This is a genomic window from Luteibacter sp. UNCMF331Sha3.1 (assembly GCF_900109915.1).
Taxonomy (GTDB): Bacteria; Pseudomonadota; Gammaproteobacteria; order Xanthomonadales; family Rhodanobacteraceae; genus Luteibacter.
On record NZ_FOBU01000002.1, the window covers coordinates 935,695 to 960,625 of the forward strand.

Annotated in this window: 21 protein-coding genes; 4 read left to right on the plus strand and 17 right to left on the minus strand. The window is 66.2% G+C overall.

From position 1 onward, the window contains the following. The first annotated feature begins 8 nt into the window (after positions 1-8). A complete protein-coding gene (gyrA, locus tag BMX32_RS12695) occupies positions 9-2,621 on the plus strand; it encodes a DNA gyrase subunit A (RefSeq protein WP_089979339.1) in 2,613 nt (870 codons plus the stop codon). A gap of 540 nt (positions 2,622-3,161) precedes the next feature. On the opposite strand, the gene BMX32_RS12700 is transcribed toward gyrA, so the two are convergent. Further along, positions 3,162-3,644 (minus strand): peroxiredoxin, encoded by a 483-nt coding sequence (locus tag BMX32_RS12700; protein ID WP_089979341.1) that lies wholly within the window; start codon positions 3,642-3,644, stop codon positions 3,162-3,164. Positions 3,645-3,794: 150 nt separating this feature from the next. Here BMX32_RS12700 and BMX32_RS12705 point away from each other — a divergent pair, with 150 nt between their 5' ends. Continuing rightward, the gene (locus tag BMX32_RS12705) at positions 3,795-4,244 is read left to right on the plus strand and encodes an Hsp20/alpha crystallin family protein (RefSeq protein WP_089979343.1); all 450 of its coding nucleotides are present in this window, start codon (positions 3,795-3,797) and stop codon (positions 4,242-4,244) included. 93 nt (positions 4,245-4,337) lie between these two features. Next, positions 4,338-5,252 (plus strand): DnaJ C-terminal domain-containing protein, encoded by a 915-nt coding sequence (locus BMX32_RS12710; RefSeq protein WP_089979345.1) that lies wholly within the window; start codon positions 4,338-4,340, stop codon positions 5,250-5,252. Between the two features lie 57 nt (positions 5,253-5,309). Here BMX32_RS12710 and pilH read toward each other — a convergent pair whose 3' ends face one another. The 9 genes from pilH to purB all read right to left on the minus strand — a co-directional run bounded on the left by pilH (position 5,310) and on the right by purB (position 16,464). After that, positions 5,310-5,675, minus strand: coding sequence for a twitching motility response regulator PilH (pilH, locus tag BMX32_RS12715; protein ID WP_089979347.1), 366 nt, complete (start codon positions 5,673-5,675; stop codon positions 5,310-5,312). 178 nt (positions 5,676-5,853) lie between these two features. After that, positions 5,854-6,846, minus strand: a complete 993-nt coding sequence (locus BMX32_RS12720) for an acrylyl-CoA reductase family protein (RefSeq protein ID WP_089979349.1) — start codon at positions 6,844-6,846, stop codon at positions 5,854-5,856. A gap of 12 nt (positions 6,847-6,858) precedes the next feature. Continuing rightward, a complete protein-coding gene (locus BMX32_RS12725; RefSeq protein ID WP_170843700.1) occupies positions 6,859-7,452 on the minus strand; it encodes an LOG family protein in 594 nt (197 codons plus the stop codon). Between the two features lie 212 nt (positions 7,453-7,664). Next, positions 7,665-9,092, minus strand: coding sequence for a dihydrolipoyl dehydrogenase (lpdA, locus tag BMX32_RS12730; protein ID WP_089979352.1), 1,428 nt, complete (start codon positions 9,090-9,092; stop codon positions 7,665-7,667). Positions 9,093-9,201: 109 nt separating this feature from the next. Continuing rightward, positions 9,202-10,410: a 2-oxoglutarate dehydrogenase complex dihydrolipoyllysine-residue succinyltransferase gene (gene odhB, locus BMX32_RS12735; protein WP_089979353.1), complete on the minus strand. Its 1,209-nt coding sequence runs from the start codon at positions 10,408-10,410 to the stop codon at positions 9,202-9,204. A 7-nt stretch (positions 10,411-10,417) separates the two neighbouring features. Beyond that, positions 10,418-13,270, minus strand: a complete 2,853-nt coding sequence (locus BMX32_RS12740; protein ID WP_029213365.1) for a 2-oxoglutarate dehydrogenase E1 component — start codon at positions 13,268-13,270, stop codon at positions 10,418-10,420. Positions 13,271-13,402: 132 nt separating this feature from the next. After that, the gene (locus BMX32_RS12745) at positions 13,403-13,879 is read right to left on the minus strand and encodes a DUF7931 domain-containing protein (RefSeq protein WP_139206723.1); all 477 of its coding nucleotides are present in this window, start codon (positions 13,877-13,879) and stop codon (positions 13,403-13,405) included. Between the two features lie 11 nt (positions 13,880-13,890). Continuing rightward, positions 13,891-15,093 (minus strand): cupin domain-containing protein, encoded by a 1,203-nt coding sequence (locus tag BMX32_RS12750; RefSeq protein ID WP_089979356.1) that lies wholly within the window; start codon positions 15,091-15,093, stop codon positions 13,891-13,893. Between the two features lie 3 nt (positions 15,094-15,096). Next, positions 15,097-16,464, minus strand: coding sequence for an adenylosuccinate lyase (gene purB, locus BMX32_RS12755; protein ID WP_029213367.1), 1,368 nt, complete (start codon positions 16,462-16,464; stop codon positions 15,097-15,099). 125 nt (positions 16,465-16,589) lie between these two features. Between purB and BMX32_RS12760 the strand changes: the two genes are divergently transcribed. Beyond that, positions 16,590-17,984, plus strand: a complete 1,395-nt coding sequence (locus BMX32_RS12760) for a class II fumarate hydratase (RefSeq protein WP_089979358.1) — start codon at positions 16,590-16,592, stop codon at positions 17,982-17,984. 124 nt (positions 17,985-18,108) lie between these two features. On the opposite strand, the gene BMX32_RS12765 is transcribed toward BMX32_RS12760, so the two are convergent. The 7 genes from BMX32_RS12765 to BMX32_RS12795 form a co-directional block, all read right to left on the minus strand. Next, positions 18,109-19,326, minus strand: coding sequence for a serine hydrolase domain-containing protein (locus tag BMX32_RS12765; protein WP_089979360.1), 1,218 nt, complete (start codon positions 19,324-19,326; stop codon positions 18,109-18,111). Between the two features lie 53 nt (positions 19,327-19,379). Next, positions 19,380-20,354, minus strand: a complete 975-nt coding sequence (locus BMX32_RS12770) for a hypothetical protein (RefSeq protein ID WP_029213369.1) — start codon at positions 20,352-20,354, stop codon at positions 19,380-19,382. Further along, positions 20,351-21,208: an ABC transporter ATP-binding protein gene (locus BMX32_RS12775; RefSeq protein ID WP_029213370.1), complete on the minus strand. Its 858-nt coding sequence runs from the start codon at positions 21,206-21,208 to the stop codon at positions 20,351-20,353. Before BMX32_RS12775 ends, BMX32_RS12770 begins: the two co-directional genes overlap by 4 nt. Further along, positions 21,205-21,579: a GntR family transcriptional regulator gene (locus tag BMX32_RS12780; protein WP_029213371.1), complete on the minus strand. Its 375-nt coding sequence runs from the start codon at positions 21,577-21,579 to the stop codon at positions 21,205-21,207. The genes BMX32_RS12775 and BMX32_RS12780 overlap by 4 nt, the downstream gene beginning before the upstream one ends. 5 nt (positions 21,580-21,584) lie before the next feature. After that, entirely contained in the window at positions 21,585-21,920 is a 336-nt protein-coding gene (locus tag BMX32_RS12785) for a protein-tyrosine phosphatase family protein (protein ID WP_029213372.1), read from the minus strand. 36 nt (positions 21,921-21,956) lie between these two features. Next, positions 21,957-22,139 (minus strand): hypothetical protein, encoded by a 183-nt coding sequence (locus BMX32_RS12790; RefSeq protein ID WP_029213373.1) that lies wholly within the window; start codon positions 22,137-22,139, stop codon positions 21,957-21,959. Between the two features lie 266 nt (positions 22,140-22,405). Beyond that, positions 22,406-24,676 (minus strand): TonB-dependent receptor, encoded by a 2,271-nt coding sequence (locus tag BMX32_RS12795; protein WP_089979361.1) that lies wholly within the window; start codon positions 24,674-24,676, stop codon positions 22,406-22,408. Between the last annotated feature and the right edge of the window lie 255 nt (positions 24,677-24,931).

A 24,931-nucleotide genomic window follows, 5' to 3' on the forward strand; every position in this document is an offset into this window, starting at 1 on the left:
GCCGATTGATGGCAGAACTCGCCAAAGAAGTCATCCGCGTCAACATCGAAGACGAGATGCGCCAGAGCTATCTCGATTACGCGATGAGCGTGATCGTAGGGCGTGCACTCCCCGATGTCCGCGATGGACTGAAGCCCGTGCATCGCCGCGTATTGTTCGCGATGAACGAACTCGGCAATGCGTGGAACAAGCCGTACAAGAAGTCGGCCCGCGTGGTCGGTGACGTGATCGGTAAATACCATCCGCACGGCGACGCCTCGGTCTACGACACGATCGTCCGCATGGCCCAGCCGTTCTCGCTGCGCTACATGCTCGTCGACGGCCAGGGCAACTTCGGTTCGGTCGACGGCGACAACGCGGCCGCGATGCGATACACCGAGGTGCGCATGGCGCGCCTCACGCACGAGCTGATGGCCGACATCGACAAGGAAACCGTCGACTTCGGTCCCAACTACGACGAAAGCGAGCACGAGCCGCTGGTCCTCCCGACCCGCGTGCCGAACCTCCTTGTCAACGGCTCGGCCGGCATCGCCGTCGGCATGGCGACGAACATCCCGCCGCACAACATGACGGAGGTCATCAACGCCACGCTCGCGCTGATCGAAGATCCGTCGCTCGGTATCGACGACCTGATGACGTACGTGCCCGGTCCGGATTTCCCGACCGCCGGCATCATCAATGGCTCGTCCGGCATCGTCGAGGCGTATCGCACCGGCCGTGGCCGCATCCTGGTGCGCGCACGCACCGAGATCGAAACCGAAGCCAACGGTCGCGAGACGATCCTCGTCCACGAGCTGCCTTACCAGGTCAACAAGGCCCGACTGATCGAGAAGATCGCGGAGCTGGTGAAAGAGAAGAAGCTGGAAGGCATCAGCGAGCTGCGCGACGAGTCCGACAAGGACGGCATGCGCGTCGTCATCGAGATCCGTCGCGACGCGATGGCCGATGTCGTGCTCAACAATCTGTTCCAGCAGACGCAGCTGCAGGTCACGTTCGGCATCAACATGGTGGCGCTGCTCGACGGCCAGCCGAAGCTGCTGAACCTGAAGGACATCCTCGAGGCGTTCATCCGCCATCGTCGCGAAGTCGTCACCCGCCGCACCATCTTCGAACTGCGCAAGGCACGCCAGCGCGCGCACATCCTCGAAGGTCTGACGGTCGCGCTCGCCAACATCGACGAGATGATCGAGCTGATCCGCACGTCGGCGTCGTCCGCCGAGGCGCGCGAGCGCATGGTCGCCCGCCGCTGGGAGCCGGGCCTGGTGAAGGCGCTGCTCGCCGCCACCGGTGCGGCCTCGTCGCGTCCGGAAGACATGGATCCGCGCGATGGCCTGCGCGACGACGGCTACCAGCTGTCGGAAGCCCAGGCCACCGAGATCCTGCAGATGCGTCTGCATCGCCTCACGGGCCTGGAGCAGGAAAAACTCTCCGACGAATACCGCGAGATCCTCGACACGATCCGCGGACTCATCGAGATCCTCGAGAATCCGGTGCGCCTGCTCGAAGTCATTCGCGAAGAGCTGGAGCAGATCCGTACGGACTACGGCGACGCGCGCCGTACCGAGATCCAGCATTCGCAGGAAGATCTCAACGTACTCGACCTGATCGCGCCGGAAGACGTCGTGGTCACGCTCTCGCACACGGGCTACATCAAGCGCCAGCCGGCGAGCCTCTATCGTGCGCAGCGTCGTGGTGGCAAGGGTCGCTCGGCGTCGGCGCTGAAAGACGAAGACGTCGTGCAGCAGCTGTGGGTGGTCAACACGCACGACACGCTGCTCACGTTCACGAGCACCGGTCGCGTGTACTGGCTGAAGGTGTACCAGATGCCGGAAGCCGGCCCGGGTGCGCGCGGCAAGCCGATCGTCAACCTGCTGCCGCTGGCCGAGGGCGAGAAGGTGCAGGCGCTGCTGCCGGTGCGCGATTACGATCCGAGCTGCTTCGTGTTCTTCGCCACGCGCAAGGGCACGGTGAAGAAGACGCCGCTGACCGAGTTCGCATTCCAGCTGCAGAAGGGCAAGGCCGCCATCAACCTCGAAGAGGGCGACGCCCTGGTCGATGTGGCGATGACCGCCGGCGAAAGCGATGTGCTGCTGTTCGCGTCGAACGGCAAGTCGGTGCGCTTCGACGAAGGCAGCGTGCGCTCCATGGGCCGTACGGCCACCGGTGTCCGCGGCATGCGTCTCGCCGACGAGGCCGAGGTCGTGTCGCTCATCGTGGCCTCGGGCGAGGGCGACATCCTCACCGCCACCGAGCGTGGCTACGGCAAGCGCACGGCGCTCGATGAGTTCCCGAAGAAGGGCCGCGGCACGCAGGGCGTCATCGCCATCCAGTGCTCGGAGCGCAACGGCAACCTCGTCGCAGCCACGCAGGTCACGGAAGTGCAGCAGCTGATGCTCATCTCCGACCAGGGCACGCTGGTCCGCACGCGCGTGTCGGAAGTCTCGCAGCTCAGCCGTAACACGCAGGGCGTCACCCTGATCAAGCTTCCGAAGGAAGAGAAACTGATCGGCGTGGTGCGCCTCGAGGCCGAGGAAGAGATCGAAGGCGAGGGCGACATGCCCGACGGCGAAGCCGCGGCGGATATGCCGCCGGTCGAAAGCGGGCCGGTCGACGAAGCGTAAGTAAGAGGGAAGCCGCCGCGAGGCGGCTTTCTTTTGGGTGACGGCTCGGCTTCGCCATCGCGTTCGGTTTTCGCTGTCGCGAAGAGCAGTCGGCCGCCGCCCTCGGTGCTCCCGGCTCGGCTTCGCCATCGCATTCGGTTTGCGCTGTCGCGAAGAGCCGTCGGCCACCGCCCTCGGCGCTCCGGGCTTCACCGTCGCTTGGGAAAGGATGCCGCTGCGCGGCCGTGTCCTATGGCTGACGCCCCTGCGCGCCCGCGCGGCGAGCGGGGGTTTTCGACTCGGCTCCTGCCTCGACGAAAACGGCCGGCCGTCCGGGCCGGCCCCCTGCGGGCCTGATCCGCTCGCCGCGCTCGGTTCCGCAAGTCGCGCCGAGGGCGGCGGCCGACGGCTCTGCCGACCGGCGAGGCACGCCGTTTGTGCAGGAGCCACAATAGCGGCGAGCTCTTGGCTCAATGTGGGAGCGGCCTTGGCCGCGATGGGTGCTCGCGGCAAGCCCCCATCGCGGCCAAGGCCGCTCCCACACGAGCCACACGAACCGCTCTAGGCGTCGATCGCTTCCAGCATCGTTTCGGCCGAGGACACGCGGAACTCGCCTGGCGCTTCGATGTTCAGCACCTTGACCACGCCATCTTCGAGATACATGGCGAAGCGCTTCGCCCGAATGCCCATGCCGTTCTTGGTGCCGTCGAGCTCCAGCCCGAGCGCGCGCACGAACGCCGCGTTGCCGTCGGCGAGCATGTACAGGCTCGCGGGAATGCCGCGTTCCTTGCCCCATGCCTGCATCACGAATGCGTCGTTGACCGAAAGGCAGAACACCTTCACGCCGCGCTGCTCGAAATCGTCCATGTGCTGGATGTAACCCGGCAGATGCTTGTTCGAACAGGTTGGGGTGAAGGCGCCGGGGACCGCGAATACCACGACCTTGCCGTTGCCCAGCAGATCGAGGGTCGAATGGGTCTGGATGCCATCGTCGAAGATGGCGACGGTGGCCTCGGGAATGCGGTCGCCGACGGCGATGGTCATGATGCGGTCCTCTCAGGAAGAAAGCCCGAGTGTACGGGATGACCGCGCGGCTGAAGTGTCGGGACGCCCCCCACTTGAATCGTCCAGCCGCGCTCATATGTTGGATACCAGACGGCCACGGGGCCGGAAAACTTCTTGGGAGTCAAACAGATGAACCAGCTTCGTCAGGTTTCGTTCCGTCGTGCGCCGGTGTTCGGCAGCGACGTCCGTAACGTCTTCGATCAGCTCTTCGGCAGCGACATCGCGGCCCCCGCGGCGGCCGCCGGCACCTTTGCGCCGCGCGTCGACATCCGTGAAGAAGCGGGCCGTTTCCTCATCCTGGCCGACGTGCCCGGCGTGGACCTCGCGGACATCGAGATCCAGATGGACAAGAACGTTCTCAGCATCAAGGGTGAGCGCAAGGCGTTCGCCAGCGAGGCCGAGGGCAAGTTCAGCCGCGTCGAGCGTGTGGCGGGTGCTTTCAAGCGCAGCTTCACCCTGCCGGAAAGCGCCGATGCGGAAGGCATCACGGCGTCCGGCGGCAATGGGGTGCTCGAGATCGCCATCCCGAAGAAGGCCGAGAGCGCACCGCGTCGCATTGCCATTAACGCTGCGGTCTAAAACGGCCTAAGCTTAGCGGTCTGGCCCGCGGTGGACGCCTGTCCGCCGCGGGCATTTCGTTTTTCTGTTTTCGACACAAGCCCGGGAGAGCCTGTGGAGTTCAAGGATTACTACGAGACCTTAGGGGTCAAGCCCGAAGCGACCGACGCCGAGATCAAGGCGGCGTATCGCAAACTTGCCCGCAAATACCACCCGGACAAGAACAAGGACGCCGGCGCCGAGGAGAAGTTCAAGGCGATCAACGAGGCCAACGAGGCCCTGAAGGATCCCGAAAAGCGCCGCCAGTACGACCAGTTCCGCGCCGGTGGCTACCGACAGGGCGAGCAATTCCGTCCGCCGCCGGGCTGGGGCCAGCAGGGCGCGGGTGGATTCGATTTCGGGGACATGGGCGGCCGCGGTGGCGGCGACTTCAGCGATTTCTTCGAAAGCCTGTTCGGTGGCGGCCGTGGCCGCGGTCAGCAGCAGCAGGCGCGGCGCGGGCGCGATATCCAGGCGAAGATCGAAACCGACCTGCAGACCGCCTTTAACGGCGGCAAGACACGCGTGGTGCTGAACGACACGTCGGGCGGCGAGCGCGTGCTCGAGGTGAAGATTCCGGCCGGCATCACGTCCGGTCAGACGATCCGCCTCGGCGGCCAGGGGCATCCCGGTGCCGGCGGCGGTCCGGCGGGCGACCTGCTGCTGGAGATCGCCATTCGGGACGACAACCGCTTCCGCCTCGATGGCCGGACGGTGACCCATGTGCTGCCGATCACGCCGTGGGAAGCCGCGCTGGGCGCCACGGTGCCGGTCCCGACGCTGGGCGGGCACGTCGACCTGCGCATCCCCTCGGGCTCGCAATCGGGGCGCAAGCTGCGGCTCAAGGGACGGGGTCTGCCCGGCGCGGAGCCGGGCGATCAGATCGTGGTGCTCGAGATTCGCGTTCCCGTGCCGGAGACGCACGAGGAGCAGGCGGCGTACGCCGAGTTCAAGGACGCGTTCGCGGGGTTCGATCCGCGACGGGGGTGATCGTCCTCGCGGTGGGGGCCAGCAGTCTGGCTCCCACCCGAGCCGTTCAATCGACCATCAGCCCGGCAGGTGTTCCTTCAGCGCGGCCACCAGCTCCTCTTCCTTGATCGGCTTCACGACGTAAGCCTTCGCGCCCTGGCGCAGCCCCCACACCTTGTCGGTGTCCTGATCCTTCGTGGTGACCAGGATGATGGGGATGTGCTTGGTGGTGTCTTCCTTGCTGATCGTGCGCGTCGCCTGGAACCCGTTGAGGTTCGGCATCACGACGTCCATGAGGATCAGGTCGGGCAATTCGCGCTTGGCGGTCTCGACGCCGGCGGCGCCGTCTTCGGCGGTGATGGCCTCGTGGCCCAGCTTTTCGACGATGCGCTTGATACCCAGCAGCTGCGACGGCGAGTCGTCGACGATCAGGATGCGAGCCATTCACTTTCCCCCGGGTCGGTGCCCGATGTGTTCTTTGGTGACACCTACCGTCCGGGCAGGTGTCGCGGATCCGCGGTGACGAAAAAACGTCGCGCGTGGCGCCCTTGGCGAGGGCTCATTCTACCGGCCGCCGCGCCCGTATCAATGGTGCAACAACACAAACGTGCCCCGACAGGTATCAGCCGGCGATCCTGACGACCGTCCTGCCGAAGGAGCCGCCGTCGAGCATCGTCCCGAAGACGCTCGCTACATCTTCAAGTGCCACTTCCTTCGTGCAGATGGTGTCGAGGTGACGTGGCTTCCATTCGCCGGAAAGGCGCCGCCAGACCTCGTCGCGCACGTCGCGCGCCGTTCCCGCCGAGGCGATGCCGAGCACGCTGACGCCGCGGATGATGAAGGGCATGACGGTCGTGGCCAGCGCGGGACTTCCGGCAAGGCCGCAGATCGCGGCGTTGCCGTAGGGCGCGATCGCTGGCAGGAATCCGGCGAGCGTCGCCCCGCCGACGTTGTCGAGCAGACCGCCGTAGCGGGCCGATTCCATGGGCTTGCCGCTGAAGGCCAGCGTGTGGCGGTCGACGCAGGTCGTGGCGCCGAGCGCGCGCAGGGTGTCGAACCGGTCCGCCTTGCCGCTGATGGCGTGCACCTCGTAGCCGGCACCCGTGAAGATGTCGATGCCGAGCATGCCGACGCCGCCCGTGGCGCCCGTGATCGCGATCGGACCGAGCGATGGGGTCTGCCGGTTCTCCGTCATGCGGAGCAGCGCGAGGCCGGCGGTGAAGCCGGCGGTGCCGATGATCATCGCCTCGCGCGTCGTCAGCGAGGCGGGCAGGGCGACCGTCCATGCCGCGGGGAGGCGCACGTATTCGCCGTACCCACCGTCCAGCGTCTCGGACAGGCCGCTGCCGGTCGCGAGCACCCGGTCGCCTTCGCGGAAGGCGGGATCGGCGGAGGCGACGACGGTGCCCGCGACGTCGATGCCGCCGTTCAACGGGTAGTGGCGAAGGATCTTGCCCTTTCCCGTGCCCGCGAGGGCATCCTTGTAGTTCACCGACGACCATTCGGCGCGTACGAGGACCTCACCGGCGGTGAGATCCTCGATGGCCATGGTCTCGATGCCGGCGCGGTGGCCGGCGTCGTCCTGATGGATTCGAAACGCGCGGAAGGTAGTCATGGCGAACCTCGCTCAGGTGCGGCTGTCGACGGCGCTGGCCGTGATCCATTTCGGGGTGTAGGTGGATTCGTAGGTTCGCATCCACTCGAAAGCCGCGTCGATGCTTTCGCCGAACCACACCTGATCGCGCTGGATCGACTTCACGAAGCCCTCCGACACCATGTGATCCATCGTGGCGGCGAGGCTGCGGTAGAAGCCGCGCACGTCGAGGAACGCGCACGGGTAGCTGTGCAGGCCGAGCTGCGCCCAGGTGAGCATCTCGAACATCTCGTCCATGGTGCCGAAGCCGCCCGGTAGGGCGACGAACGCGTCCGAGAGTTCGTACATGCGCGTCTTGCGCTGGTGCATCGTCTCGACGACGTGCAGCTCCGTCAGGCCGGTGTGCGCGACTTCCTTCTCGACGAGCTGGCGGGGGATGACGCCGATCACGCGTCCGCCGCCGGCGATCACCGCGTCGGCCACCGTGCCCATGAGGCCGACCTTGCCACCGCCGTAGACGAGTGCGATGCCTTCCTGCGCCATGCGCGTGCCGAACGCCCACGCGGCCTCGGCGTACTCGGGGTGCGCGCCGCTGCTGGAGCCGCAGTAGACGCACAGGGATTGGATGTCACGCATGCTCGTTCTCCGATGTTTTTGTAGGAGCGCGCCCAGCGCGCGACATCGCTTCGCCGTTCCCTGTGAGCTGGCGTGCCAGCGCCGGGGCCCGGCCTCGAAACATGTCGCGCATAAGGCGCGCTTCTACAAAGACACCGCCGCTCCGAAAACGACAAAGCCCGCCCATGCTAAACGCATGGACGGGCTTTGCGTCACGCAGGCAATCAGTTGCCCTTGTGGATGGCGCGCTTGTCGACCGAGAGGGCGGCTTCGTGCACCACTTCCGACAGGGCCGGGTGGGCGTGCACGATGCGGGCGAGGTCTTCCGACGAACCCTTGAACTCCATCGCCACGACGCACTCGTGGATCAGCTCCGACACCGCCGGTCCGACCATGTGCACACCGAGGATGCGGTCGGTTTCGGCGTGGGCGATCATCTTCACCTGGCCGATGCCTTCGTTCATCGCCACGGCACGGCCGTTGGCGGCGAACGGGAACGCGCCGGTCCGGTAAGGAATGCCTTCTTCCTTCAGCTGTTCTTCGGTCTTGCCGACCCAGGCGATTTCCGGTTCCGTGTAGATGACCCACGGCACGGTGTCGAGGTTGACGTGACCCGGCTTGCCGGCGATCAGCTCGGCGACCATGACGCCTTCTTCCGAGCCCTTGTGCGCGAGCATCGGACCGCGGACGGCGTCGCCGATCGCCCAGACGCCATCGACGCCGGTGTGGTTGTGCTCGTCCACCACGATGCGGCCGCGCTCGTCGAGCTTCACGCCCGTGTCGTCGGCCAGCAGGCCGCCGGTGTAGGCGCGACGGCCCACGGCGACGAGCAGCTTGTCGACGACGAGGGTCTGCGCGTTGCCGTCCTTGTCGGTGTAGCCGACATGGACTTCGTCGCCCTTGACCTCGGCCGAGGTGACCTTGGCGTTGACCTTGATGTCGAGGCCCTGCTTGGCGAACTCGCGCGCGGCCATCTTGGCGATGTCCTGATCGGCCACCTGCAGGAACTTCGGCAGGGCTTCGAGCACGGTGGTCTCGGCGCCGAGACGCTTCCACACGCTGCCGAGCTCGAGGCCGATCACGCCGGCGCCGATCACGCCCATGCGCTTCGGCACCTCGGTGAGGTCGAGCGCGCCAGCGTTGTCGATGATGTGCTTGCCGTCGAATTTCGCGAACGGCAGCTCGATCGGCACCGAACCGGACGCGAGGATCACGTTGGTGGCGGAGATCGTCTGCACGGCGCCGTCGTTGCCCGTGATCTCGACCTGGTTGCCTTTGAGCAGCTTGCCCTTGCCGAAGAACGAGGTGACCTTGTTCGCCTTGAACAGCATGGTCACGCCGCCGGTGAACTGCTTGACGATCTTGTCCTTGCGGCCGATGAAGGTGCCGATGTCGATCTTCGGATTCTCGGCGGTGATGCCGTGATCCTTGAAGTTGTGCGTCAGGTTGTGGAACTGCTTCGAGGAGTCGAGCAGCGCCTTGGACGGGATGCAGCCCACGTTGAGGCAGGTGCCGCCGAGGGCGGCCTTGCCGTCCTTGCCGACGAACGCGTCGACCACGGCGGTCTTCAGGCCCAGCTGCGCGGCGCGGATCGCGGCCACATAGCCTGCGGGGCCGGCACCGATGACGATGACGTCGAACTTGTCGCTCATTGCTTCGCTCCGGATGTCACTGCGGTATCGCTACCGCCCGATATGGGGTCGGAACATGAAAACGGGAGTCGTGCGACTCCCGCCTTCACATTCCGCGGTCAACCGGCCATCAGAGGCCGAGCAGCATCCGCTGCGGGTTTTCCAGCTGGTTCTTGATGTCGACCAGGAACAGCACGGCGTCGCGGCCGTCGATGATCCGGTGGTCGTACGAGAGGGCGATGTACATCATCGGCGCGGCCACGATCTGGCCGTTCTCGACGACCGGGCGCTCCTTGATCGTGTGCATGCCGAGGATCGCGCTCTGCGGCGGGTTCACGATGGGGGTGGAGAGCAGCGAACCGAAGGTGCCGCCGTTGGTGATCGTGAACGTGCCGCCCTGGAGGTCGTCCAGGCCGAGCTTGCCGTCACGCGCCTTCTTGGCGTAGCCGATGATGCCCTTCTCGACGTCGGCGAACGACATGTCCTGCACGTCGCGCAGCACCGGCGTGACGAGACCCTTGTCCGTCGACACGGCGATCGAGATGTCCTGGTAGCCGTGATAGATGATGTCGCTGCCGTCGACCGACGCGTTGATCACCGGATAGCGCTTGAGGGCCTCGGTGGCCGCCTTCACGAAGAAGCTCATGAAGCCGAGCTTGACGCCGTTGGCCTTCTCGAACTGCTCGCCCAGCGACTTGCGCAGCTTGACGACCTCGGCGAGGTTCACTTCGTTGAACGAGGTGAGCATCGCGATCGAGTTCTTCGACTGCATCAGGCGTTCGGCGATGCGGGTGCGGATGCGGGTCATCGGCACGCGCTCTTCCGGACGCGAACCCGGGATCGGCTTCGCGGCGGGAGCGGCGGCGGCCGGGGCGGCGGTGCCACCCTTCGCGGCGTTGACCAGGTCTTCCTTGGTCACGCGGCCGTCGCGGCCGGTGCCCGAGACCGTCGACGGGTCGATGTTGTCTTCCACGGCGACGCGGCGGCCGGCCGGGGAGAGCTCGTCCACGCCCTTCGGCGCGGCGGCGGGCTCGGCCTTCGCGGCCTTCGGCGCCTCGGCGGCGGCCGGCGCGGCGGCCGGAGCCGGGGCGGCCGCGGCGGCGCCTTCCTCGATCACGGCGATGACCTGGCTACTGGTGACCGTGGAGCCTTCCTCGAACTTGATTTCCTTGAGCACGCCGTCGACCGGCGCCGGGACTTCGAGAACGACCTTGTCGGTCTCGAGGTCGAGCAGGTTCTCGTCGCGCTTGACCGCGTCGCCGGCCTTCTTGTGCCAGGTGGCGATGAGCGCGTCGGAGACCGACTCGGGCAGAACCGGGACTTTGACTTCGATGGACATGCTTGTCTTACTCCGCTGCGTGATCGGTGCCGACCGGCGCGACGAGCGCCTGTTCGACGAGCGCCGTCTGTTCGGCGATATGGGTGTTGAGATGACCGGCGGCCGGCGACGGCGAACGGGCACGGCCGGCGTACGACAGGCTGTGCTTCGGGCCGATGCAGGCCTGCAGGTGGTGACGGATCTGGAACCAGGCGCCCTGGTTCATCGGTTCTTCCTGGCACCACACCACTTCCTTCGCGGAAGGGTATTTTTCCAGTTCGGCCGAGACTTCCGGGCGCGGGAACGGGTAGAGCTGCTCGACGCGCACGATGGCGACGTCGTTCAGGCCACGCTTTTCGGCGTCTTCCAGCAGGTCGTAATAGACCTTGCCCGAGCAGAGCACCACGCGCTTGACCTTCTTCGCGGCCACGTCGCGGTGCTCGCCGATCACCAGCTGGAACCGGCCGTTGGCCAGTTCGTCGAGCGAGGACACGGCCAGCTTGTGGCGCAGCAGCGACTTCGGCGTCATCACGATCAGCGGCTTGCGCACCGGGCGCACCTGCTGGCGGCGGATCATGTGGAACGCCTGGGCCGGGGTGGTCGGCACGCAGACCTGCATGTTGTCCATCGCGCACAGCTGGAGGAAGCGCTCGAGACGCGCGGACGAGTGCTCCGGGCCCTGGCCTTCGTAGCCGTGCGGCAGGAACAGCGCGAGGCCGCAGAGGCGGTCCCACTTGGCTTCGCCGGAGCTGATGAACTGGTCGATCACGACCTGGGCGCCGTTGGCGAAGTCACCGAACTGGCCTTCCCAGATGGTGAGCTGGTCGGGCGACGTGGTCGCTTCGCCGTATTCGAAGGCCATCACGGCTTCTTCGGAGAGCAGCGAGTCGACGACCTCGACGCGCGCACCGTCGCGGACCTTGCGCAGCGGGATGTAGCACTCGTCGCTCTTCTGGTCGTGCAGCACGGCATGACGGTGGAAGAACGTGCCGCGGCCGGCATCCTGGCCCACGACGCGGAGGTCGTTGCCTTCGGCGATCAGCGTGCCGTAGGCGAGGTTCTCGGCGAAGCCCCAGTCGCCCGGCAGTTCGCCGGACGCCATCTTGCGGCGGTCGTCGTAGATCTTCGCGACGCGCGGATGCAGCGTGACGTCCGACGGGATGTCGAGCAGCGCGTCGAGCACCTTGCCCATCGTGTCGCGCGAGACGCCCGTGTCGACGTCCATCGACAGCTTGTTGCCGTGGAAGCGCGACCAGTCGACGGAGATGTCGCGCTGGGGATTCGCATCGATCGAGATCAGCGGCTCGCCCTTCTCGAGGCGGCCGCGGTACTCGTCGAGCATCTTCTGGCCGTCGTCGGCGCCGATGGTGGCGCTCTTCACGAGCGACTGCGCGTAGAGGTCGCGCGTGGTCGGACGCTTGCGGATCACCTGGTACATCAGCGGCTGCGTCGCCGCCGGCTCGTCGGCCTCGTTATGGCCGTGGCGACGGTAGCAGACGAGGTCGATGACGACGTCTTTCTTGAACTGCTTGCGGAACTCGTAAGCGAGACGGGTGACCTGGATCACGGCCTCCGGATCGTCGCCGTTCACGTGGAACACCGGCGCATTGACCATCTTCGCGAGGTCGGTGCAGTACAGCGTGGAACGCGAGTCGTCGCGACGCGAGGTGGTGAAGCCCACCTGGTTGTTGACCACCAGGTGGATCGTGCCGCCGACCGCGAAACCGCGCACCTGCGACATCTGCAGGAGCTCCATGTTGACGCCCTGGCCCGCGAAGGCGGCGTCGCCGTGGATGAGCAGGGCAATCGACTTCTCGCGGGCGGTGTCGCCGCGGCGCGCCTGTCGGGCATGCACGGAACCGGCGACCACCGGGTTGACGATCTCGAGATGCGACGGGTTGAACGCGAGCGCGACGTGCACGCCGCCGTTCGGCGTCTTGACGTCGGCGGAGAAGCCCATGTGGTACTTCACGTCGCCGGTGTGGATCGGGCTGTCGTCGTGCTCGAACTTGCCTTCGAACTCGTTGAAGAGCTGCGAGGGCGCCTTGCCGAGGATGTTGACCAGCACGTTCAGGCGGCCGCGGTGGGCCATGCCGATGACGATTTCCTTGACGCCGTTGTCGCCGGCGGCGCGGACGATGTCGTCCACCATCGGGATCAGGCTGTCGCCGCCTTCGAGCGAGAAACGCTTCTGGCCGACGTACTTGGTGTGCAGGTAACGCTCGAGACCCTCGGCGGCGGTGAGCGCCTCGAGGACGCGGACCTTCTCGGCCTTCTGCAGGCCCGGGTTGCCGGCGGCCTTTTCGAGACGCGAGTAGATCCACGACCGCTGGTCGTAGTCGGAGATGTACATGAACTCGGCACCGAGGGTGCCGGTGTAGATCTGCTTCAGCTTCGCGAGGAGCTCGCGCAGCTTCATGCGCTGGCCGCCGCCGGCGAAGGTGCCGGTGTCGAACTCGGTGTCGAGGTCGGCGTCGGAAAGACCGTGGAAGGCCAGGCCGAGATCCGGGGTGTCGATGTCGGCGACCGTCAGGCCCAGCGGGTCGATCTGGGCGGCGATGTGGCCGCGCGACCGGTAGGCGGTCAGCAGGCGCAGGACGCCCGCCTGCTTCTGGGCGTAGGCGTCGTCGGCCGAACCCGCCGCCGGCGCGACGACCGCGGAGCGGCGCTGTTTCTGCGCGGCCTCGATGCGGGCGATGGCGCCGGAGTGGGGAACGTCGCCGGCCTCACGGCCCTTGAAGCTCTTGAAATAGGTGTCCCATTCCGCTGGAACGGCGCCGGGATCGGCGAGCCAGGCTTCGTAGACTTGCTCTACGTAGTCGGCGTTGCCGCCGGCGAGTTGGGAAGATTCGGAAAACTCGCGGATCAGGTTTGCGCTCACGTCACCACCGGCACACACGAAAAGGACGGGCTGCCGCTCGGCACGTGGGGACTGCCTGCGGCATAAGAATCCGTTAATTATAGCCCCGTGGCGCCGCACCGCGCCAACCCATCGGCGCATGTCGCGCGGTCGTCAGATACCGAGTGGTCTTATCTGCCACGCGGGCTCGGCCCGCTCCCACACTTCGTCGAAATATGCCGCCAGGCGAGAGGTCTCACCGGGGGCGTCGAGGTCTCCCCGGGCCTCGTAGCGACCGGCGATGGGCCTGAACAGAAAGCCACCGGCAAGATCGATGGCGAAGGCCGAACCGTAACGGAGATGGCTTTCCTCCGTGGGCACCCGGATGGCGACCGCCGTGGGCAGGCGCTGGGCGAGGGCGACGAGGCGATGCCCCTCGCGATGCGCGCGTTCCGCGTCGTGCGTGACGATGCGCACCTGCGCCTGACGACCGCTCGTCGCGACCCGGCGCAGCTCGGCCAGACAGGCTTCGCTGTCGAGCACGCCGGGCTCCATGGTGGGCAGGTAGAAGGCGACGCGGTAGCGGGCGCCCGCCAGCAGCCGGAGGTGGGCGGCCTCCAGGCTCGCCTTGTCCTCCGCCACCAACGGCATGCCCGCCGCGGTCACCGACGGCGGCCCTTGCGCACGCCGAGCTGGCCGTCGTTGACGAGAGCCAGCAGCAGGGCCTTGTCCGCCTTGCCAGGCGCGCGGTCGAAGGTCAGCTCGCGCTCACCGGCCAGGCGCTCGGCGAGGTCGGCCGGGCAGGGATAGGCATGGCCGCTGACGAACAGCGTGGCGTCCTTCTTGCCCTTCACCCATGCCATCCGCGCGAACGGATGGCGCACCAGCGTCGCGCCGGCGTCGAGGGCCTTGTCGAAGGCGGCTTCGGTGGTCGCCTTTGGCGGCGCGGCCGCGACCTGCGCGTTGCGGTAGCGGGTAATGAAACGGCCGAACCAGTCCGCGAGGAGGTCGCGATCGAGCGCGGCCGCGAACGGCAGCGACTGGCGCAGGCGGTTCAGCGCCGCGGCGTCGATCTCGCCAGCGCGCTTCGCGGGCGTGAGGTCGGCATCCGTGTAACGCAGTTCTTCCGGCATCCGCTCGGCGAGGAAGTCGGCGAGGTCGCCGGTCAGCTCCGCCTGCGAGGGGGCACGCATGCCGATCGAGATCGTCATGCAGTTGCCGATCGCCACACCGTCGTGCGGCACGCCGGGCGGCAGGTAGAGCATGTCGCCGGGCTCGAGCAGCCATTCGTGCGTGGGCTCGAAGGTCTTCAGCTGCTTCAGCTCGATGTCGTTGCGGAATTCGAGGGGCGCTTCCGGATCGTCGCTGATCGCCCAATGGCGCTCGCCGAGGCCCTGCAGCAGGAAGACGTCGTACTGGTCGACGTGCGCACCCACGCCGCCACCGTCCTCGGCATAGGAAATCATGATGTCGTCGACGCGCCAGGTCGGCAGGAAGGCGAAGGCGTCGAGCAGCGCGGCGACGTCGGCATCCCACTTGTCGACGTCCTGCACCAGCAGCGTCCAGTCGCGCTTCGGGGTCTTGCCGAACTCGGCCTCGTCGAAGGGGCCGTTCTTCACGGTCCAGCGGTCGCGCTTCTCGTCGTGCACGATCAGGCGCGCCAGCACGCCTTCCTCGCAGGCGAGACCCGCGAGATCGTTCGGCTCGATCGGCGCTTCGAAACCGGGAAACGCGTTACGGATGAGCAGTGGACGCTTCTGCCAGTAGTCGCGCAGGAACTGCGTGGCGCTCATGCCGAGCGGCTGCGACGCCGAACCACGGACTTCGAGGGGCAGGGGCTTGCGGGTGGGCTTTTGGATGGCCATGGATCAGATCGCCTTCGCGAGCGTGTCGGCGAGGCCAATGTACGAGGCCGGCGTCAGCTCGGCGAGGGCCTTCTTGGCGTCGGCCGGGAGATCGAGGCCGTCGATGAACGTGCGCATGGAATCCTTCGTGATGCCCTGGCCGCGGGTCAGCGCCTTGAGCTGCTCGTACGGCTCCGGCAGGCCGAAGCGGCGCATCACCGTCTGCACGGCCTCGGCGAGCACTTCCCAGCTGGCGTCGAGGTCGGCGGCGATGCGGTCGGCGTTGACGTTGAGCTTGCCGAGGCCCTTCATCAGGGATTCGAGCGCGACCAGCGAATGGCCGAACGCGGTGCCGAGCGCACGCAGCACGGTGGAGTCGGTGAGGTCGCGCTGCCAGCGGCTGATGGGGAGCTTTTCGGCGAAGTGGCCGAGCAGGGCGTTGGCGAGGCCGAAGTTGCCTTCGGCGTTCTCGAAATCGATCGGGTTGACCTTGTGCGGCATGGTCGACGAGCCGACTTCGCCCGCCTTGAGCGCCTGACGGAAATAGCCCAGCGAGATGTAGCCCCAGATGTCGCGCGCGAGGTCGATCAGGATGATGTTGATGCGGCGGAGCACGTCGGCGAACTCGGCGATGCCGTCGTGCGGTTCGATCTGCGTGGTGTACGCGTTGAACGTGAGGCCGAGGCCGTCCACGAAGCTGGCGGCGAGCGCCGGCCAGTCGATGGCGGGATAGGCGATGACGTGCGCGTTGTAATTGCCCACCGCGCCGTTGATCTTGCCCGGAATCTCGATGGCGACGAGCTGGCGACGCTGGCGCTCGAGGCGCGCGACGACGTTGGCCAGCTCCTTGCCCATGGTGCTCGGCGACGCCGTCTGTCCATGGGTGCGCGACAGCAGCGACAGGCCGGCGTGCTCGTGCGCGAGCGTACGCAGCGTACCGATCACCTGATCGATGGCCGGCAGCAGCACGGATTCGCGCGCGTCACGCAGCATCAGGGAATAGGCGAGGTTGTTGATGTCTTCGCTGGTGCAGGCGAAGTGGACGAATTCCTTCGCCTGGGTCAGGGAGGGATCGTTGCCGATCTTCTCCTTGATGAAGTATTCGACCGCCTTGACGTCGTGGTTGGTCGTGGCTTCGATCGCCTTGATGCGCTCGCCGTCCTCGGGCGAGAAGTCGTTGGCGATGGCCAGCAGGCGGGTCACCGCGTCGGACGAGAAGGCCGGCAGTTCGACGATGCCCGGATCGGCGCCAAGGGCCAGCAGCCAGTGGATCTCCACGTGCACGCGACGATGCATGAGGCCGAATTCGCTGAAGATCGGACGCAGCGGGCCGGCCTTGGCGGCGTAGCGGCCGTCCAGCGGCGAGAGGGCGGTCAGCGTGGCGTGGGACATGGGTCGTTCCTGGGGCGGGGGCGGTCAATCGGCGATTATACCGGGCTCCCACCAGTGCGGCTCCTATAAAAGCGTGGCCTTCGGCCTTACTGTAGGCGCCATACCCCCACCCCGGAGTTCTCCGCATGACGAAGTTCCGCACCGAACGCGACAGCATGGGCGAGTTGAAGGTACCCGCGAAGGCCCTCTACGGGGCGCAGACGCAGCGGGCCGTGGACAACTTCCCGGTGTCGGGGCTGGCCATGCCGCGCGAGTTCATCCGCGCGCTGGGTCTGGTGAAGTCCGCTGCCGCCGAGGCGAACGTGAAGCTCGGGCACCTCGACAAGGCATCGGCCAAGGCCATCCGCGACGCCGCCGCGAAAGTGGCGGCCGGCGAGGTCGACGAGCATTTCCCGATCGATGTCTTCCAGACCGGTTCGGGCACCAGCTCCAACATGAACGCCAACGAGGTCATCGCCCACCTCGCGGCCGCCGCCGGCCGGTCCGTGCATCCCAACGACCACGTCAATGCGGGCCAGAGTTCGAACGACGTGATCCCCACGGCGATCCTCGTCAGCGCCACGCTGGCGACGAGCGAGAAGCTGCTGCCTGCGCTCAGACATCTGCGCAAGACCATCGATGCGCGCGGCAAGGAACTGCGCAAGGTCGTCAAGACAGGCCGCACGCACCTGATGGACGCGATGCCCATCACCTTCGGTCAGGAGCTCTCGGGCTGGTCGGCGCAGATCGGCGACGCCGTCGAGCGCATCGGCGACACGCTAAAGCGCACGCGCCGCCTGCCTCAGGGCGGCAGCGCCGTCGGCACGGGCATCAACGCCGATCCGAAGTTCGGACCCGCGGTGGCCACGGAGCTGACGAAGCTCACGGGCGTGAAGTTCGAGTCGGCGGAAAACTACTTCGCCGGCATGGCCGCGCAGGACGCGCCGGTGGAGCTGTCGGGCCAGTTGCGCACGCTCGCCGTGGCGGTGATGAAGATCGCCAACGACCTGCGCTGGATGAACTCGGGCCCGCTCGCCGGCCTGGGCGAGATCGAGCTGCCCGCGCTGCAGCCGGGCTCGTCGATCATGCCGGGCAAGGTCAATCCGGTGATTCCGGAAGCGGCCGCGATGGTGGCCGCGCAGGTCATCGGCAACGACGCGACGATCGCCATCGCGGGGCAGTCGGGCAATTTCCAGCTCAACGTCATGCTGCCCGTGATCGCGTTCAACCTGCTGCAGTCGATCGAGATCCTCGCGAACGTGGTGACGCTGCTCGCGGACAAGGCCATCGCCGGGTTCCGGGTCAACGAGGACCACATCCGCGAGGCGCTGGACAAGAACCCGATCCTCGTCACCGCGCTGAATCCGGTGATCGGCTACGAGAAGGGTGCGGCTACGGCAAAGCAGGCCTACAAGGAAAAGCGCCCCATCATGGAGGTGGCGCTGGAAACCACCGGGCTGTCGAAGGCCGAGCTGGCGAAGCTGCTGGATCCCGCCGCGCTGACGAAGGGCGGCATCCACGGCGGTGGTGGCGGCGGCTGAGAGCCGTCGCCTGCCACAGACCGAGGCCGTAGACCCCGGCGTACGCCGGGGTGACGACACCGTCATACCGGCGCACGCCGGTATCCGCGGCCTTACCGCACTACAGGGCGACGGAGCCGCCCCGTTACTTCCCGCACGCCGGATGGCGGTCAGGCACCGCTGCGTCCTTGTCTTCCGGCCGATCGTACCGGACGTACCCGTTCCAGTAGACCGGGAAGCACGTCCTCCCCAGGACGTCGTCGATCACGTAAGGAAAGATGGATTCGCCGTTCGAGCTGTTGCTCATCATGAGCAGGCACGTTTTCGTCTTCTCGAGGCAGACGAACAGGTTGTTCGTGCCGTCGTCGTGGCCACCCTTGAAGAACGCCGGCCCCTGCGGCGACGTGAACGTCACGACGCCCAGCGCGGAGCCTAGCGAGATCGCGTCGTTATCGGTCGTGTCCGGCAGGCCGATGGTCGGGAACTGACGTAGCGAACGGATGCGCGTCACCGGGGTGAGCCACGTGCGATACGTCGCCGCCTTCAGGCCCGCGCCGCGCGACATCGCCGCCACGAGGCGTGCGAAGTCGGAAATCGTCGTATCCATGGAACCGGCGGCACGCACCGATTCGCGCTGGTCGTGACCCAGTGCCTTGCCGTTCTCGTCGTATCCGATCGCCAGGTTTTCCGCGAAATCGGGGCGCCAGGTCATGCTCGTGCGCGACATCCCGAACGGTTCGAACAGTCGCGTCTTCATCAGCCCGGCCACGTCGATGCCCTTGCCGTTCTCGAGCACGAACTGCAGCAGATTGATGCCTTCGCCGGAATACCCATAGCGCGTGCCGGGATCGAACCAGAACGAGAGCTTCCCGTTCGGGTCGTACGCCTTGCCGGGCTGCCAGAAGCGGAAGTTGGGAAAGCCCGTTCGGTGGCTGAGCAGGATCGATGGCGTGAGCTTGCGCCAGCGTTCGTCGCCCGCCAGGTCCGCGTACTTCGGGTAGTCGGGCAGCGGCTTCGGCAGGTCGGTGGCGATGCTGGCGTCGAGCGCGAGGGTTCCGTTCTCGACGAGCGACATCGTGGCGTACGCGAAGGCGGCCTTGGTCAGGGATGCCGCGTACATCACGGTGTCGGTGGTGAGCGGGAGATCCTTCGCGACGTCGCGCTTGCCGTAAGCCTTCACCGAGGTGACCTTGCCGTCCTCGATGACCGCCAGGGCGAAGCCCGGCACTTTCGCCTCCTTCATCAGCCGGGCGATGCGCGCGTCGAGCGCGGCGCCGCGAAGCGGCGGGCCTCCGGCGGCCGCGGCGCCGGTGGTGGAAACGGCAAGCAGCAGAAGCGATCCAAGCAACGTCGAGCGAACCATCGTGCATCCTCCCCAGATGGAGACGGCTCCCGCAGGAGCCGTCGTCGAGTCGATCAGCTGTCGTCGCGCCAGCGGCGGAACCAGATGGCGCCGGCGACCATCGCCACCCCCGCTATCACGCCGATCCAGAGCGTCGGATTGGCCAGCGTGCTGTAGTGAAAGGCGAGATTCATACCGTCGAGCAGCGCCGCCGGATCGTGGTGATCGAGGCCGGCGAGGGACGAAGGTTCACCCAGCATCAGCCACGAACCCGGCATGAGACCGCCGAACAGACGCAGCACCACGTTGGGCCAGAACCAGCCGCTCGACAGGCCGGGAACGCCGAGCATGTCGAACCAGGACACCAGCACGCCGGCGGCGATCGGCAGGACGACGGCCCAGAGGAACGGTTTGCTGCGGGCCCAGGCGGAGCAGAGCATCAGCCAGCCGACGGTCGGCAGGGCCCAGAGGGCGTACAGCGGGATGAGCAGGATCAGGTTGAGCACGACCCTGATCGGATGCGACGCCATCAGCAGTGCCCAGAGACCCACCCCGTGCAGGGCGGCGGCGATCGCGATGATCACGGCCATGCCAAGCGCCACGAGCACACCAACCACGACGGCGATCGCAGGGGCGACGAACAGCGCGCTCGCCAGCTTCGACAGCACCGTCGACGTATCGGAGATCGGCAGCGACTTCCAGAACAGGATGCTGCGGTCGCGCCGGTCGTCGTAGAGCGAGCCGAGGGCGTAGAAGAACACCACGATCGCGGTCACGCAGAGGATGATGCTGGCGACGGCGTAGAACATGATGTCGATGCCGGCGCCGATCTGCGCGACCTGATCCGGGGCCAGGTCCGCGTGCAGACCCTGCCCGCCGATGCGGAATCCCTGCCAGTGATCGCCGCCGCGCCGCCCGAACACCTCGCCGACGATCAGGGCCATGCCGTTCAGTACGAGGAATACGATGCCGGTGACGATGGGGGCCCAGAAGAAGCCACCCTTCGTTTCCCAGAATTCGCGCTTGACCAGCCAGTAGAAGGTTTTCATGCGTAGGTGCCCTTCATGGTGGCGACGAAGAGGTCGCCGATCGACGGCCGTCTGACTTCGCCGAGTTGCTCCAGCTGCGGACGGCTGACGTTGTCGAAGAGGAAGATGCTCTTGCCGAACACCTGGCGCTCGTCCAGCGGCTTCAGTTCGCGGGCCGCGGAGGCCAGTTCGGCACCCACGAGCACCTCGGAGAACCGCTCGCCCAGGCTGTCCATGTCGGTGTCGAGCACGATCTTCCCGTCGCGGATGAACATCAGGTCGGTGAGGATGTGTTCGATCTCCTCCACCTGGTGCGTCGTGACGAGGATCGTCTTTTCCTCGTCGAAGTAGTCTTCCAGAAGCGTCTGGTAGAACTGCTTGCGGTAGAGGATGTCGAGGCCCAGCGTCGGTTCGTCGAGGATCAGCAGCTTCGCGTCGATGGACATCACCAGCGCGAGGTGCAGCTGCACGATCATCCCCTTGGACAGCTGCTTCACCTTCTGCTCCGGCTGCAGCTTCGTGCGAGCCAGGAAGGCGTCGCACTTGGCGCGGTCGAAACGCGGATGGGTGTTGGCGACGAAATCGACCGCGTCGCGCACCTTGAGCCAGCGCGGCAGCACCGCGACGTCGGCGATGAAGCAGACCTGCTCCATCAGCTTGTCGCGCTCCTTGCGCGGATCCAGGCCGAGGACGTCGAGATGGCCGTCGAACGTGGTGAGTCCGAGAATGGCCTTCAGTGCCGTCGTCTTGCCGGCGCCGTTGGGGCCGATCAGGCCGACGATGCGTCCGGGACCGATCTGGAAGCTGGCGCCGTCCAGGGCCAGCGAGGACTTGTAGCGCTTGGTGAGGCCGGTGGCGGTGACGACCGCGGTCATGACGGGTCCTCCGTGGAGCCATTGGCTTCACGCATCAGGGTTTTCAGGTCGAGGCCCATGCGCTGGAGGCGGGCGAACAGCGCCGGCCACTCTTCGCGCAGGAAGCGCTCCCTTTCACTCTTCAGCAGCGCGTCGCGCGCGCCATCGATAACGAACATGCCAAGACCCCTCCGTTTCTCAACCAGTTGTTCGTCGACCAGCTCCTGATACGCCTTCGAGACGGTCAGCGGGTTGATCTGAAAATCCCCCGCGACCTGGCGTACCGACGGCAGCGGATCGCCTTCGTTCAAGGCGCCATCCAGGATCATCGCCACGACGCGTTCGCGCAGCTGGCGGTAAATCGGGACGCTGTCGTTCCAGGTGATGGACATGTAGTTCAATCCTTCGCCGTGTGGCGCAGTGCGTTTCCGAACGAATAGTAGGGCATGGCCAGCTGCGCACCGAGAAGCGCGGCGGCACGGTCTTCGGCGCTGCGCTTCAGTGCGGCCGCGGCCGAATCCAGGGTGTCTTCACTCGCCAGCATGGCCTCGCGCACTTCGGCGTCGGTGGGCCGCACTTCGAGAGAGGGCAGGTCGACGACATGGATGCCGTTGACGAAGTGCGGCGCGGCGAGCATCGCGGCGGCGCGGTCATCGAAGGAGCGCAGGGCGAACACGCTCGTGCCGGCAATCAGGAAGGAGGCGGTCAAGGCGATGAGGTTCGGCGCTTTCATGGGAATACTCCGATGACGGGCTGCGTGTGGTGCGGGTTACAGGGAGGCGACGTTCGTGTCGGCGTCGGCGTAGACGACGATCGGGGCAAGGTCGGTAACCTTGCTGCCGTTGATCTCGGTCAGCGGGGCGGCGGTGGTCGAGGTGCTGCTGAAACCGACGATGGCCGAGGCGGCGATGGCGAACGAGGCGGCGAGGGCGACGAAGTTCGGGCTTTTCATGGTGTCTGCTCCTGTGGTGCTGTGGGTGACCGGTGTTGTAGTGAACTATAGCACCAGATTTTCAGTCGTCAACGGAAATTTCGTTTATTTCCATATGACTTATGGCCTATGCCGTGCCGGGGTGTGCTGGTGGGCAGGCACGGTACAGATGCGCCGGACGCCGTAAAGGTTGAAGTCGTCCTTACCGATGTACCGACGTACGCCGGTATGACGAAGCAAAAAAAACGGGCCCCGAAGGGCCCGTCATCGTCACGCTGCGAGGCGGCTTAGAGCTCCGCGCGGAACTCCACGCCGATGATGCGCGGATCGTTCACGAACGCCGTACGGTTGTTGAAGTCGATGCCGCCGGTGATCACCTTCTTGTTGGTGATGTTGCGGCCGTAGAACGCGACCTCGCGCTTGCCGAAATCCCAGTTGTAACCGACGCGGATGCCGCCTTCGAGGAACGGCTTGCTGCGGAACTCTTCCGAGTCGTACAGGAAGAAGTTCACTTCGCTGCGGTAGTTCCAGTCGGTGTAGACGAAGAATTCGCCGCTCTCGCCGTACGGGATGCCATAACGCGCGGTCCAGGTGCCGATCCACTTCGGCGCGTTGGGCAGCACGTTGCCGTTGATCAGCGCGTTGCCCGTGGCGTTCAGCGGATCGAGGACCGTGCAGCCGCCGCCGCAGGGTGCCACGGCGAGGTTGTGGTCCTTCAGTTCCGTGTGGTTGTAGCTGCCGCCGGCGGTCATGTAGAAGTTCGGGGTGAGGTAGGCCTCGAGGTCGAACTCGGCGCCGTAGCCTTCCGTCTTCTTCGCGTTGATCAGCTGCGTGACGTTGGTGGCACCACCCACGGCCGTGAGCTGCTGGTTGTGCATGTTGTACTTGTAGACGTCGGCGTTGAAACGCAGCTTGTTGTCGTCCGACGTCGACTTGTAGCCGATTTCATACGACGTGATCGTTTCGGGCTTGGCCGTCGAGATGCTGTTGGCGAAGTTGATGCGGCCCTGCACGCTGGGTGCGCGGAAGCCGTTCGCGACGCGGGCATACACGTTCGAGTTCTTCGACAGCTGCCACGTGCCCGTGACGTCGCCGCTCCAGCGCGAGTCGGTCGGGTCGGAGGTCAGCGGGCCGACCGGACCGGTGAAGCCGAGGAAGCGCTGCGCCTTGAACTCGCGCTTGTCGTGCGACCAGCGTGCGCCTGCGCGCACGTCGAACTCGTCGGTGAACTGGAAGTCGGCGGAGCCGAACACGGCCCACGCCTTCGTGCGCTGGCTCTGGTCGACCCAGCCGTCGAGCACGTGGTTGGCCAGCGTGTTGTACGAGAAGTTCGTGATCGCGATGTCTTCGTCGAAGTAATACGTACCCACCTGCCACTTGAGGCGCTCGGCGCTGTCGTTCGACAGGCGGAATTCCTGCGTGATCTGGCGATCCTTCGGCAGCGCGTCGGCCGTTTCGGAGTAGAACGGCGTGACACGGTTGGTGAAGCTCGGCTTCGCCGGCGTCTCGGACGCGTCGTAGCCGCCGTCGACGTCGCCGAGGCTGTACGTGGTGGCGCGCTCGAGGCCCGTGATCGACGCGAAGTTCAGGTCGCCGAAGTGCCAGTTGAGATGCAGGTTGCTGCCCCAGGTGAACAGGTGCTGCTTGTTGCGGCCGTCCTGCGAGACCGAATCGCGGTCGAAACCAGGCACGAACTGGTCGCCGCCGAGCGTGATCGAGTTGGCGCGGTTGACCATGGCGCTGCCGTCGAGCCAGCGGCCGTGGACGTTGATCAGCGCGTCGAAATCGTCCGACGCCTTGTAGAGGGCCTGCAGGCGAACCGCGCGGTCGTTGTAACCGCCGAGGTCGTCCTTCTTGCCCGTGTAATCGTTGTCGATCCAGCCGTCGCGGTGCTGGGCGAGGGCGGAGACGCGGCCCGACCAGTTGGAGGCGAGCTTGCCGCCGATCGCGGCTTCGGCGTTGGCCGTGCCATAGGAGCCGTAGGAAACGCGCGCGTATCCCTCGGTTTCCTGCGTCGGCTTGCGCGACTCGAACTTGATCACGCCGGCCGGTGAGTTACGGCCGAACAGGGTGCCCTGCGGGCCGCGCAGTACTTCCACCTGCTCGAGATCGAACAGCGGGAAGCCCTTGAGGATCGGGTTTTCCTGGACGATGTCGTCGTAGACCATCGAGACCGGCTGCGACGCGTTGAGGTCGAAGTCGCTGTTGCCGAGGCCGCGGATGTAGAAGCGCGGGAACTCGCGGCCGTACGACGTTTCGGCGTACACGCTGGGTGCGCGACCGGCGAGCTGGAGCACGCCGTCGCCGGCCTGGCCGAAGGCCTCCAGCTTTTCCGCCGTCACCACGGTCATCGAGATGGGCACCTTCTGCAGGTCTTCCGTGCGCTTCTCGGCGGTCACGTTGATGGTTTGCAGGGTGGCCGTCTTGGTCGGAGCACTGGACGCTTGCGATTCGGGCGAGGCGTCCTGGGCCATGGCCTGGCCAACGGTAAGCGCCGTGGCGATGGACAGGGCAATGACGAGACGTCGCGGCATGCGGCGCGAGCTTGCGAGAGACATGGTTTTGATTCCGCCTGGGAGGTCCTGGGGTGGGAGAGTGCCTCGCCAACTGCGGTCGAGCCGGTCCCCTGGCGAGGGCGCGTCTGGGGCGAATTATCCCTCGTTACGTAGTCATGACGAAAGTGTTGCGCCGCAGTAACGCCCGTCTTGTCGCAAAAGATTGCGATTGTCATGGAAGTGACACGAGGCGGGGCTAACGTGCGCGCCGTTGCCGGTGCCTGATCCGTTTCGCGGATTTAGACGCCATATCGACGA